This window comes from Moraxella sp. CTOTU48717 (assembly GCF_032057165.1).
GTDB classification, from domain to species: domain Bacteria; phylum Pseudomonadota; class Gammaproteobacteria; order Pseudomonadales; family Moraxellaceae; genus Faucicola; species Faucicola tetraodonis.
Genome location: NZ_DAMBBC010000006.1, coordinates 69016 through 82292, shown reverse-complemented (window position 1 = coordinate 82292; position 13277 = coordinate 69016). Strand labels below are relative to the sequence as shown.

General features: G+C 44.3%; 11 protein-coding genes and 1 riboswitch. Of the genes, 6 read left to right on the top strand and 5 right to left on the bottom strand.

What is annotated here, in order from left to right; all coding sequences use genetic code 11:
* Positions 1-11: 11 nt before the first annotated feature.
* On the top strand, positions 12-1181 hold the full coding sequence (dnaJ, locus tag RT084_RS05320) for a molecular chaperone DnaJ (protein WP_312384982.1): 1170 nt from the start codon (positions 12-14) through the stop codon (positions 1179-1181).
* Positions 1182-1393: 212 nt separating this feature from the next.
* Positions 1394-2200: a 4-hydroxy-tetrahydrodipicolinate reductase gene (gene dapB, locus RT084_RS05315; RefSeq protein WP_312384979.1), complete on the top strand. Its 807-nt coding sequence runs from the start codon at positions 1394-1396 to the stop codon at positions 2198-2200.
* A 76-nt stretch (positions 2201-2276) separates the two neighbouring features.
* On the opposite strand, the gene RT084_RS05310 is transcribed toward dapB, so the two are convergent.
* From RT084_RS05310 to thiC, 3 genes are all read right to left on the bottom strand, one after another.
* Positions 2277-2888 (bottom strand): hypothetical protein, encoded by a 612-nt coding sequence (locus tag RT084_RS05310; protein WP_095356265.1) that lies wholly within the window; start codon positions 2886-2888, stop codon positions 2277-2279.
* On the bottom strand, positions 2885-4279 hold the full coding sequence (locus tag RT084_RS05305; protein WP_036590294.1) for an AAA family ATPase: 1395 nt from the start codon (positions 4277-4279) through the stop codon (positions 2885-2887). The genes RT084_RS05310 and RT084_RS05305 overlap by 4 nt, the downstream gene beginning before the upstream one ends.
* A 76-nt stretch (positions 4280-4355) precedes the next feature.
* Positions 4356-6374: a phosphomethylpyrimidine synthase ThiC gene (gene thiC / locus RT084_RS05300; protein ID WP_312384971.1), complete on the bottom strand. Its 2019-nt coding sequence runs from the start codon at positions 6372-6374 to the stop codon at positions 4356-4358.
* Positions 6375-6514: 140 nt separating this feature from the next.
* Positions 6515-6617: riboswitch (TPP riboswitch) on the bottom strand.
* 116 nt (positions 6618-6733) lie between these two features.
* On the opposite strand from thiC, the gene RT084_RS05295 reads away from it, so the two are divergent.
* Entirely contained in the window at positions 6734-8119 is a 1386-nt protein-coding gene (locus RT084_RS05295) for a TolC family protein (protein ID WP_312384968.1), read from the top strand.
* Between the two features lie 81 nt (positions 8120-8200).
* On the opposite strand, the gene pstS is transcribed toward RT084_RS05295, so the two are convergent.
* Positions 8201-9205: a phosphate ABC transporter substrate-binding protein PstS gene (gene pstS / locus RT084_RS05290; RefSeq protein WP_312384965.1), complete on the bottom strand. Its 1005-nt coding sequence runs from the start codon at positions 9203-9205 to the stop codon at positions 8201-8203.
* A 346-nt stretch (positions 9206-9551) separates the two neighbouring features.
* Here pstS and phoU point away from each other — a divergent pair, with 346 nt between their 5' ends.
* The 3 genes from phoU to RT084_RS05275 all read left to right on the top strand — a co-directional run bounded on the left by phoU (position 9552) and on the right by RT084_RS05275 (position 11741).
* Positions 9552-10322 carry a phosphate signaling complex protein PhoU gene (gene phoU / locus RT084_RS05285; RefSeq protein ID WP_076775614.1) on the top strand — a complete coding sequence of 257 codons (771 nt, stop codon included), beginning with the start codon at positions 9552-9554 and terminating at the stop codon, positions 10320-10322.
* 137 nt (positions 10323-10459) lie between these two features.
* A complete protein-coding gene (locus RT084_RS05280; RefSeq protein WP_312384963.1) occupies positions 10460-11194 on the top strand; it encodes a phosphoglycolate phosphatase in 735 nt (244 codons plus the stop codon).
* A complete protein-coding gene (locus RT084_RS05275; protein ID WP_312384961.1) occupies positions 11181-11741 on the top strand; it encodes a DUF4385 domain-containing protein in 561 nt (186 codons plus the stop codon). Before RT084_RS05280 ends, RT084_RS05275 begins: the two co-directional genes overlap by 14 nt.
* 29 nt (positions 11742-11770) lie before the next feature.
* Here RT084_RS05275 and RT084_RS05270 read toward each other — a convergent pair whose 3' ends face one another.
* The gene (locus RT084_RS05270; protein ID WP_312384959.1) at positions 11771-13264 is read right to left on the bottom strand and encodes a YifB family Mg chelatase-like AAA ATPase; all 1494 of its coding nucleotides are present in this window, start codon (positions 13262-13264) and stop codon (positions 11771-11773) included.
* Positions 13265-13277 lie beyond the last annotated feature (13 nt).

Genomic DNA, 13277 nt, shown 5'->3' with positions numbered 1-13277 from the left:
AAGGAGTTACTATGTCAAAACGCGATTTTTATGAAGTATTAGGGGTAGATAAAACCGCTAATGAACAAGAAATCAAAATAGCCTACCGCAAACTTGCGATGAAATATCATCCAGACCGTAATCCTGATGACCCTGCCGCCGAAGAAAAATTCAAAGAAGCCTCGATGGCGTACGAAGTGCTAAGTGATGACGACAAACGCTCAGCGTATGACCGTATGGGGCATGCCGCGTTTGAGAATGGCATGGGCGGTGGCGGCTTTGGCGGTGGAAACTTCCAAGATATTTTTGGCGATATTTTTGGCGGCATGGGCGGCGGTCGTCGTGGTGGCAGCACGGGCGGCTTCCAAGACATTTTTGGCGACATTTTTGGGGGTCGCACAGGGGGTGGACGTAGCAGACGCGGCTCAGATTTACGCTATATGCTCGATTTGACACTTGAAGAAGCGGTGCAAGGGACAAAAAAAGAAATTACCTTTACCGCACCTGCCCCTTGTGAAACTTGTGATGGTAAGGGCGCCAAAGACAGCAGCGATATCGTGACCTGTGCAACTTGTGGTGGTGCGGGTGTGGTACGTATGCAGCAAGGCTTTTTTGCTGTGCAACAAACCTGCCCCAACTGTGGCGGCTCAGGTAAACAAATCAAAAATCCTTGCAATGACTGTCATGGCTCGGGTGTTAAAGAAAAATCACGCACCCTTGAAGTTACCATTCCTGCCGGTATCGACAATGGCGATCGGGTACGTTTAACGGGGGAAGGTGAAGCGATTACCGGCGGTGAAAGCGGTGACTTGTATGTTGAAATCCGTGTGGCACAGCACCCTATTTTTACTCGTGAAGGCGCTGACTTATATATGGATGTGCCAATCAGCTTTGCGGATGCAGCCTTAGGCCGTGAGGTGGAAGTACCAACGCTTGAAGGACGTATCAATTTACGCATTCCCGAAGGCACCCAAAGCCACAAAGTATTCCGTATCAAAGGCAAAGGCGTTACCCCCGTGCGCACGACGATGAAAGGTGACTTGTTGTGCCGTGTGGTGGTGGAGACACCGACCAACCTTAACAACGAACAAAAAAAGCTACTTCGTCAGCTACAATCATCCATGGGTGATCATCAGCAATCACCCCAGAAAAAATCCTTCTTTGATAAACTCAAAGAAGATGTCAAAGACTTGTTTGACTAAATTTTATTGGCCTGATAGAAGTTTCACGTGAAACATTAAGCCCTTGTAATGATTGCAAGGGTTTTTTTGGCATAAAGCAGTGTTGAGTTACGCTAGGATTCAGCGAGACAAGCTGTTATGATTTGAATTTAGAAATTTATGCAAGAAAATCAGGCTAGAAAATCAAATTAGAAAGTTACACTAGGTAATTGGGCTAGATAAAGGATAAGCAAATGGTAAAAATTGGGGTCATAGGCGCAGGTGGGCGCATGGGACGTATGCTGATTCAAGCGGTGGCACAAAACCCACAAACTACCCTTGCAGGCGCGATAGAGCGTCAAGGCTCAAGCTTGTTGGGCGTGGATGCGGGCGAGCTAGTTAATCTTGACAAAACTAATGTCGCTTTGGTCGATGACTTGGCAGGGGTCATTCATGATATTGATGTGCTCATAGATTTTAGCTTGCCTGAGTCGACTGCCAAAAACTTACAACTTTGTGCTGACAAAGGCGTCAATATGGTCATTGGGACAACAGGCCTAAATGATGAACAAAACGCTATCTTAAAACAGGCAAGTGAAAAAATCGCCATCGTGTATGCGGGCAACTACTCAACTGGGGTGAATTTAACCCTTAAACTGCTTGAAATGGCTGCCAAAGCATTTGGTGACAGCGCCGACGTCGAAGTCATCGAAGCCCACCATAAACACAAAATTGATGCGCCATCGGGCACCGCTTATATGATGGCTGAAGCGGTTGCCAAAGGACGCGGTCAAAACCTAAAAGACGTGGCGATTTATGGTCGCGAAGGTCAAACGGGCGCACGCAAAGCAGGCGAGATTGGTATCCATGCCATTCGCGGTGGCGAGATTGTCGGCGACCATACCGTGATGTTTATCGCCGATGGCGAGATAGTTGAAATCACCCATAAAGCCCGTGAGCGCATGACCTTTGCCGCAGGGGCGGTGCGTGCTGCGGTGTGGGTCAATGAGCAGCAAACAGGACAGTTTGATATGCAAGATGTGCTTGGGTTAAAGGAGTAATTTATTATCCTTAAGGATAATTGATATTTTCAAGTTATGAATTAAATTTAAGGATAATAAATGAAACTTATTATCCTTAGTTAATTTTAATTAGAAGAGATTTGTCTAAATTTTTAGTATTAACAACTTTTATTTGGTGTCTCACCATACCTTTTAGTTTTCTGCTAATTATTTCTAATTCGTAAGGATCTTGGCTGTTTTTCAATACTATCAAAAAAGAGTAACTTAAATCATTGCTAAAATTAATTTTTCTACAATATCTTTCGATAATCGCTATGGAACCAAACCACTTATTCTTAAATTCGGATATTACTTCACTCCATATTTTTGTATGAACAAAATCTTTTGCTTTGTCCTTATTTTTTAATATCATTTGAACATAGGTTAAATCTTCATTATCGAAGTCTTTAGTAGCTTTCATACAATCTTTATAGTCGGATGATAAATCACTTAATTCTATAATTTGCGCATTATTATTTATTTCATCTAATAAAAAATAATCAGCTTGCTTAAAATCGCTAGGAGAGAATCCAACTAAAGAGCATAGACCTTCATTTACTGTAATATTAGACCCAATCTTTTTCCCACTATCAATTTTATATGCTTGATATATTGATGATTCAGGTTGTACTTCATTCTTACCTAAAGCATGGCAAATTGGCTCTTTAACGATTTCAAGGTCAATCACAACGCATAACCTCTAAATAATAAGTCTTCATATGGTTCTAATAATTTCATACGAGCTTGTTCAATGCTGCTCAAATCAGACTCTTCCATGTTCAATAAAGACCCATTATCTTGGAAATATGATATTGATAAAAAATTATTTTCTAATTTTCTTTCCTTGGTAATGATATCAAATGCTTTTAACATATCAGCACTGTGAGTTGTAGTAATAACATATACACCATTTTCTGCAAGGCTAATTAAAACATCTGCTAAGATTACTTGCCATTCAGGATGCAAATTAGACTCAGGTTCATCTATAAATACAAATGAACCCTTAGTGATGATACCTTTTTCAAGCAAGGCATGAATCATGCCTAAATTAGTCATACCAAAAGAAATTAAATTTTTTGTGATTGTTCTTGATGAATTATTATCAATAAAGCTAACTTTCCCATCATTAAATTTGAATTTACCTTTCAAAGTATCTTCAAGCTTTTTAATTAAATCTGGAAAATGCTTTTCAGTTGGTTCAGTATATTCATTATTCAGAAGAGTATCGAGTTCATAAAAATACTCAGGAACACCACTTAGGACTCTATTACTAAAAGGATAAGTAATTCTTTGCCCTCTTTTTCTATCAATTAATGCCTCTCTCACACGCCAATAAGCTGGAGACTCAAAGAAAACAACTTGACTTAATGAAAATACATCTTTCATTAATTTACTTTTGAAATTCAGTTCTAATTCAGTTTTATCATCAAAAAGTGTATAAGTTAAAAAATTGCTGATTTGAACTTTTGCAAAAGATTTATCAAAGGAAATTAATTCCGAGGAATTTGAAATTTGGAAGTTTAAGTTCAAGTCTTTATCAATACTCTCTTTGATAAAATCAGTGTAGGCATTCTCACTTCCCAAAATCATTTCATTAATACGTTCAGCTCTGAATTTCAAAGTATCTAAAATCTTTGAAACTGTTTCTGAAGATTTTCGTGCTGACTCATTTAATCTTTTTTCGATAATACTAATTTTATTCTGAAAATCTTTGATTTTTTTACTAAGTTCTTTTGATGAGCTAAAAAAACCCTCCAATTCAAAGTCAGATAATTCAAAAATATTATCTTGAAGGGAATTTGATATAATTCTCAAATCATTAATTTCATTAGTGTCCCTTTTACCTTTGTAAGGAATTTCACTTTCTAAAAAATCTAGAAGGCTATCTAACATTCTTAAATCTTTTAGTACAGTTGGTTTAAAAAGATTTTGATTGAGAATATTAATAATAGAATACAGTGTTTTAGTAAAAAAGCTTTTACCACTTGCATTACTACCAGTGATAATGGTGAGAGGCTTTACAAAGATTGTAGAATCACTAATCTTGCCTAAGTTCTGTACCTTAACCTCGAAGTCCATATTAAACCTTAATAATTTTTTTGTAAATTTTATGCGATAATATCAGCTTGACATTATCGCATAAAAGTATTAAGACTTAAACTTCTTTATACAACTGCTTGCCTTCTTCAATAAATTTTTGCTTCATCTGCTCCATACCTAGGCGGACTTCATCGGCAGACGCTTCACCGACTTGCCCGACCAATTCAGTATCCACCTGCTTGATAGCGTGGCTGGCATCCGATAACTCGCCTGTATCAGGGGTAATGTCTTGCCCAAGCTGTGGTTTATTAAACTCAAGCCCTGCTGCATAATCCCGCACGTTTTGGGTGATTTTCATTGAGCAGAATTTTGGACCACACATCGAGCAAAAATGCGCTGATTTATGTGCCTCTTTTGGCAAGGTTTCATCATGAAATTCACGTGCCGTGTCTGGGTCTAGGCTGAGATTAAACTGGTCATCCCAGCGAAACTCAAAACGCGCTTTTGACAAGGCGTTATCCCGCGCTTGGGCACCTGGATGTCCTTTTGCCAAATCTGCCGCGTGCGCTGCGATTTTGTAAGTGATGATACCGTCTTTGACATCCTTTTTGTTCGGCAGACCTAAATGCTCTTTTGGCGTCACATAACACAGCATGGCCGTACCATACCAACCAATCATCGCCGCACCAATGGCAGATGTGATATGGTCATAGCCTGGCGCGATATCCGTCGTCAAAGGTCCAAGGGTGTAAAAAGGCGCTTCCTTACAGACTTCAAGCTGTAAGTCCATGTTTTCTTTGATACGGTTCATGGCAACGTGCCCTGGACCTTCAATCATGACCTGTACGTCATGCTGCCATGCCACTTGGGTCAGCTCGCCCAAGGTTTTGAGCTCACCAAACTGCGCATCATCGTTGGCGTCTTGTAGGCAACCGGGGCGTAAACCATCACCCAGACTAAAAGCCACATCGTAGGCTTTCATAATCTCGCAAATTTCTTCAAAGTGGGTATAAAGAAAATTCTCTTTGTGATGGGCAAGACACCACTGCGCCATAATTGAGCCGCCGCGGCTGACAATGCCTGTCAAACGATTGGCGGTCACAGGTACGTAGCGCAGCAGTACGCCCGCGTGAATGGTGAAGTAATCAACACCTTGCTCGGCTTGTTCAATCAAGGTGTCTTTAAAGATGTCCCATGTCAAATCTTCGGCAACGCCATCCACTTTTTCTAGGGCTTGATAAATCGGTACGGTACCGATGGGCACGGGGGAGTTACGGATAATCCATTCACGGGTTTCATGGATATGCTTACCGGTAGATAAGTCCATGATGGTGTCCGCGCCCCAACGGGTAGCCCAGGTCATTTTGGCAACTTCTTCATCAATGCTGGAGCCCAGGGCTGAATTACCTATATTGGCATTGATTTTGACCAAAAAATTGCGCCCAATAATCATCGGTTCTGATTCGGGGTGGTTGATGTTATTGGGAATAATCGCCCGTCCTGCGGCGACTTCGGCACGCACAAATTCTGGGGTGATAATTTTGGGGGTATTGGCACCAAAGTTGTTACCAGCGTGCTGACGCAAATCTGTCAGGTCATGCTGTTTTTGGGTTTCACGGATGGCGATGTATTCCATCTCTGGGGTGATGATGCCTTGTTTGGCGTAGTGCATTTGGGTGACGTTTTTGCCATTGATCGCCCGTCTTGGCTTGTCGATATGCCCAAAGCGCAGGTTAGCCGTGGCGATGTCATTGGCACGTTCATTGCCGTATTGGCTTGAGAGTTTGGCAAGCTGCTCAGTGTCGCCGCGCGCTTCTATCCAAGCTTGACGCAGTTTTGGTAAGCCTTTAGTCAAGTCAATTTCGACATTGGGGTCGGTATACACCCCTGAGGTGTCATACACATAAAACGGTGGGTTTTTTTCGCCTTCTGCCTTGCCAAAACCGCCCACCGGGGTATCGGTCAGGGTGATTTCCCGCATCGGTACTTGGATGTCGGGGCGTGAGCCTTGGATATAGACTTTGCGAGATGCCGGTAAGGCGCGCGTCAAATCACGCGCTTCTTCTTCAAAGCGGTCGTCGGTAGGGTCACGGTGGGCAGGGGTTTTGTGGGTAACGTTGGTAAGTTGGTTCATAGCGAGTCCATGTTATGTTATGAAATTATGGTTTGCTGGACTCGGGCGAAGATAGGTGAGTGTGACTGTTTCTAAAAAAACTGATTCTAGAAAAAACTGGTTCTAGTAAAAGACTGATTCTAGAAAAACACTGGTCTAACTAACCTAATAGACGACTTCCCTACGACGGTATTAACCGTGTCAGGTTCGGCGGGTATGTCTCAGCCGTTGGTATGTCATCCAACTGCACCCCGAGTCAATACCTCCATATTAACAAAAACTCACAGGTTTACCTAATAGATTTTTAGCCATTTTGTGACGATGATTTACTCAACTAAATTACTGATTTTTTTGACAACTATCGGTATGATAGAGGCTCCTTGGTTGTTGAAAATGTTGTAATTATTGATATGGAATGTATCGGTTTGTGGAATCGTAAAGCGACTGGCGCCCGATGGCGGTTAGGGGCGATAGCAGTGTCATTGATAGGGTCGATGTCCCTCAGTCCAGCCGCGATGGCAAAGGATTTGTGGGAATTGTATAGTGCAGCCCAGCGCACCAATGGCAATTGGGCAGGGCAACAATATGACTATTTGGCAACGCAAAAAAATGTGCAGCTAGCGTTTGGCGATATGCTGCCGCAAGTGGGACTACAAGGCAGTGTCAAACATAACCAGTTTTATCCCAAAGATGATAACATCCCAGACACGGGCAATAGCGTAAGCCAAATTGGTATCGGACTGCGCCAAGCCTTGTTTCGTGCTGATAAATGGGCAAACTATGAAAAAGCCGTGCTCGCCAGTCAAGCCAATGACATCCAGCTATTACAGCAGCACCAACAACTCATCGAGCAAATCAGCAAAGCCTATCTCAATGTATTGCGCGCTGAAGCGATGACAGATAGCCTCAATGCCGAGTTCGCCGCACTCAAAGCACAAAATGACATGATGCAAGCGAGACTCGCGCAAGGGGTAGCGGCGCGGGTAGATACCGAAGAAAGCCGTGCAAGGCTTGAAAGCGTCAGCGCCTCTATCGCCAACAATGACGTGGCAATCGTAAATGCCAAACAGCAGTTATCACTGCTCACCGGTCAACCAATCAATCAGCTAGACGCTATCAAATTACCACCTGATTTGAATCTTGTGGCAAGTCAAAGTATCGAAAACTGGATGCAGCAGTCACAAAATAATAATCTCGATATTCAGTTAGCACAAACCCAAGTGGCGATTGCTAACAAACAAGTCGATTATCTCAAAGCCAATATCTACCCCCGTGTCGATTTGGTAGGCAATGTGGGTTGGCAAGATTATACCCATAATAACCAAAGCGCTATTGATGGCACCAATTATAGCTTTGGAGTAGAAGTGGATTTTCCGTTTTATACCGGTGGGCGGACACGTGCAGGCGTTGAGCAAGGCAATCTACAAGCGCAAGCGGCAAAAAGTCGCCTCGCCTATGTGTACCAAGCCGCGATGACTCAGACTAGCCAAGCCTATCTAAATTTGGTCGCACAGCGTGCCACAATTAAAGCCCAGCAAACTGCCGTGGAAGCCAATCGCCGCGTCGCCCAAGCGTCAAAAACAGGCTATGATTTGGGGGTGCGCTCGATGGTAGATACACTACTGGCAGAGCGTCAATATCACGCTGCCAAACGCGATTTGATTAATGCGTATTTTGATTATTTAAATGCCTACATTGACCTACAAAAAGCTGCGGGCAATCTGACCGATGAGACGGTCAAAGTGCTAGATAATCAGCTGATATAATGCTCTTTTTTGGCAAAATTTTGAGCTGAAAAACCCCGCCAATCGGCAGGGTTAATTTGCGTAGCAAGCTGACGCAAATGACTATTTAACTTTCGTCCATTCTTTACGAACCGCAGCTTTAGTAGCGGCAGGTAGGGGAACGTAGTCGAGTGCGGTTGCTTGTGCATCGCCATTAGTAAATGCCCAGTCAAAGAATTTAAGCACTTCTTTGGCTTTTGCACCGCCCGTACGAGGTACGAGGATGAACGTCGCTGCAGAGATTGGCCATGCGTTGGCTGCTGGCATGTTAGTGATGGTCACTGCAAAACCAGGGTATTGTGCCCAGTTAATGTTTGACGCTGCGGCAAACGTTGAATCGTCTGGTAGTACAAATTTACCGGCGCGGTTTTGAAGTTGGGTATACGCTAAACGGTTTTGTTTTGCGTAAGCATATTCAACATAACCGATGGAGTTGGCAACACGTTGTACATTACTTGATACGCCTTCGTTACCTTTACCACCCACGCTTGCTGCAGCATTGGGCCATTTAACGGTTTTGTCTGCGCCTACTTTTGCTTTCCAATCGCTTGATACTTGGCTTAGGTAGTTGGTAAATACGAAAGTGGTACCTGAACCGTCTGAGCGATTAACAGTTGTAATCTTAGCGGCAGGTAGGGCAACGCCTGGGTTTAATGCTTGGATACGTGCATCGTTCCAAGTAGTGATTTTGCCCATATAGATGTCAGCAAGGACGGTGCCCGATAGTTTTAATTGACCGGGTTTGACGCCAGCGATGTTTACCACAGGTACGATACCGCCAATGACTGCGGGGAATTGGATTAAGCCGCTGGCATTTAGCTCTGCTGGGCTCATGGGCGCATCAGTGGCACCAAAATCAACCGTTTTTGCTTGGATTTGTTTGATACCGCCTGAAGAGCCGATACCTTGGTAGTTTACTTGATTACCCGTTGCTTTTTGGTAGTCGCTTGCCCATTTTGAGTAAACAGGTTGTGGGAAGGTTGCACCAGCGCCTGTGATGTTGACAGCATTGGCTTGTACGCCTACAGCAGCGAATGCCACACTGACGATTAAATGTGATAGTTTCATAATGATTCCTTGATGGACAAATGAGATGATTGTCAGGGAAGATGGTAACTTAGCTTGGGAGTCGCCAACCAATATGTCGCGTTTTAAATCACCCAAAGCTGAAAAATTGTTGCCATGTTAATGTAACAAAATGTCAAATCTATTACGGTTATGTTAAAGTTTGATGACATTGAAATGTTTGTTAGGTTTTTTGCTCGGTTTATATGATGCAATATCAGCGAATAGGCGCGCTATTTTTCATCATTTTGTCGTAATTTTTAGTTATAGTTAGCTTTTCTTTAACGTCTTTTTTAATCACAATTTTGCACAGTCCATGAGTCACAATCCATGAGTTAGGAAGGGAAATATGAATTTAATTGGTGAGCATTTATCAAAAAGTTATGACCAAGATTTACAAAACTTGGTCAATTTATTTTTAAAAATGGGTGGCATGGCAGAAGCCAATCTCACCAAAGCAATTGAATCTTTGGTAAAAAGTGATGTGGCGCTTGCCGAAGATGTCATTGATGGTGACAAAGAAATCAACTTTACTGAGCAGCAGCTTGATGATTCGGTGGTCAAAGTATTGGCACGTCGTCAACCTGCTGCTACCGACTTACGCCTAATCATGGCAGTGAGCAAATGCAGTGCTGACATTGAGCGTATTGGTGATGAAGCCAAAAAAATCGCCAAGATGGCGCGCCGTGCCACCCGTGAAGGTCAATCACCGATTGGGTATCATGAAGCGCATCAAATGGGTAATTTTGTGCAGATGATGCTAAAAAATGCGCTAGAAGCCTTTGCCAAGTTTGATGCAACAGGTGCTTACCAAGTGATAGAGCAGGATAGTGAAATTGATGCAATGTACAAATCTGCGTCACGCGCGATGATGACATACATCATGGAAGATGGTCGCTATGTAGCAAAAGTCATTGATATTTTATGGGTGCTACGTTCGATAGAGCGTATTGGTGCGCATGCGCGTAATATCTCTGAGCAATTGATTTTTTGTATTACCGGTGAAGATGTGCGTTATCAAAAACTGGGCGCCAAAAAGGACAGCGCGCTGAATCCCGAAGCTAGCAATGAAATCGCTGATGCCTCACTAGATTATCAACCGAGTAATGGCGAAAACTAACGTTTTTAGTCAAACCTGCTCTTAGCCGGAATTGGTTGTCAGGGTTAGGTTATTTTAATGGACGGTTGCATGGTATTTTTAGGTGATTCTGCTACACTGTAGCCTATCAACTTTGGTGACAAATGATAGGAAACACCATGTCTAGCGAATCACTTAACACCCCAACCCCCACATCTGCTTTGGAAAATATCACCCAAAAATCATTACTTATTTTTGACTTGGACGGTACGTTGATTGATAGCGTGCCAGATTTGGCAGACGCCGTCAATGCGATGCTAACCACGCTTGGCAAAGCCAACTTTAGCGAAGATGTCATCCGCAACTGGGTCGGCAATGGTGGCAAAGTACTGGTGCAACGTGCCTTATCAGGCTCACAAACCATTGACCCCAATCTCACTGAAAACGATACCAATCAGGCGCTTGCCCTCTTTTTTGACTACTACCATCAAAACACCTGTGTCAGAACCCAGCCCTACGCAGGGGTGAGCGAAGGGTTGCGTGAGCTTAAAGAGCAAGGCTATACCCTCGCAATTGCCACCAATAAACCCATTGATTTTGTTCCGGCGATTGTCGAAAAATTGGGTTGGCAAGCTCTTTTTGCTTATATTTTGGGTGGCGATAGCTTGCCTGCCAAAAAACCTGACCCGATGCCACTATTTCACGTCTGTGACAAACTGGGCTTTAGCATCGCTCAAAGCTATATGATTGGTGATTCCAAAAACGATATTTTGGCAGGGCAAAACGCGGGCATGGATACCTTAGGATTATCATACGGCTATAACTATGGGCAAGATATTCGTGACTATCATCCGACCCATACCTTTGATGACTTTGCCACGCTGACCGAGTTTTTGAGTCATGCACGAATTTAACTATCATCTCAACTTTGACACGCTGAATTTTCGCGAGCATCCAGCGTTGTATCGGGTGGGGCGCGGTGAGCAAGGGGTATTATTGGTAGAGCCGTATAAATCCGAGATTTTGCCGCATTGGCGATTTGCTACGCCGGAACTTGCGCGCGCGAGCAGTGATACCATCTATGCGATGTTTTTGGACTACCTTGCTCAAGGGGATTTTGTCGGTGCTGATATGGCGCGTAAATTTATCCAAATGGGTTATACGCGCTCGCGTCGTTATGCCAATCACAAAGGGGGCAAAAAATATGACGGCGCTGTCCCTGACGCTAAAAAAGGACAAAGTGGCGCGCATGGGCGTGAGCAGTTGCCACAGCAATCACAGCAGCTTGAATCCGCACAAATCAAAACCCAATCTGCGCAAATTTTTAAGCAAAAATGGGATGAATGCCGCGCCAATGCGGATTATAAAGCGCTGAAAAAACAGTTTGAAGCCAAATACGTCAACGATACCCAATACGATAACCTACCGCCCACATTTTTTCGCGAGCATCCGTTTTTATAGGCTGGTTGTATGGTGAGTTAGCACGAAACTTAGGCATTCGTTAATTGACTACGATAACTTAATGCCTCTGTCAGATGCGGTGTCTGAATATTGTCACTGCCTGCCAAATCCGCAATCGTGCGGGCGACGCGAAGGACGCGATGATAGCCGCGAGCGGACAGATTCAGCCGACTTTGTGCCATTGCCAAAATACGACTTTCTGCATCGCCAAGCGGCGCAAATTGGTCAAGTTCACTGGGGGAGAGTTCATTATTGGCTTTGCCCTGTCTGGCTTGCTGGCGCTGATAGGCTTGTATCACCCGCTCACGCACTGCCGCAGAAGACTCACCCCTCTGTGCTGACTGCAAATCACTGGCAGGCAGGGCAGGCACGATAATATGCAAATCAATACGGTCCAGCAAAGGTCCTGATAGCTTTTCTTGATAGCGTTTGATTTGCTCGGGTCGGCACTGGCAGCGACCTGATTTATCCCCATAGTAGCCACAGGGGCAGGGATTCATCGCTGCTACCAGCTGAAAATTGGCGGGAAAGCGTACTTGAGAGTTGGCACGGCTGATGACAATTTCTTTGTTCTCGATAGGCTGTCTGAGTACCTCAAGCACCTTGCGATCAAACTCTGGAATCTCATCCAAAAATAACACCCCCCGATTGGCGAGCGTGATTTCACCGGGTTTGGGCGACGAGCCACCCCCCACGAGCGCCACCGCTGAGGTAGTATGATGGACTTGGCGAAAAGGGCGTGTGCCATAGTCATAATCACTGTTGGCAATCGAGTAAATACTAGCAACTTCGAGCGCTTCATGGTCGTTGAGCGGTGGCAAAATGGTGGGTAGGCGAGATGCCATCAAGGTTTTGCCTGTCCCAGGTGAGCCACAAAATAGTAGCGAATGCCCGCCTGCTGCCGCAATCTCTAGCGCACGTCTGGCTTGGTGTTGTCCTTTGACATCGGCTAAATCTAGCTGATAATTGGCTGATTGGTAAGATGCCTTATGCTCGGCTTGGCTGAGTTGTTGCTCATTCATCAAGTGTTGGCACACAGCTTTGAGGGTATCGGCTTGCAACACCTTCACGCCATCGACTTTGACCGCTTCATCGGCATTGTCTTTGGGAACAATCAAGGTGCGCTGGTCTGCTTTGAGCGCGCGTGATACTGCCAACGCCCCAGCAATGGCTCGTAAATCGCCATTGAGCGCCAATTCGCCAATAAACTCGTACTGCGCAAGCACGGTTTCATCAATTTGACCACTCGCTGCCAAGATGCCTATAGCAATGGGTAAATCAAGCCGTGCGCCATCTTTGGGTAAATCGGCGGGCGCAAGGTTGATAGTTAATCTGCGATTGGGAAATTGAAAACCCGAGTTGATAATGGCAGAGCGCACCCTATCTTTACTCTCCCGTACCGCTGCCTCGGGTAAGCCGACCATGGTGACTGCGGGCAATCCTTGCGATAAATGTACTTCAACCATCACGCTTGGCGCGTTTAAACCCACCACCGAGCGTGTATATACTTGAGCAAACGACATTTTTAATATCCTT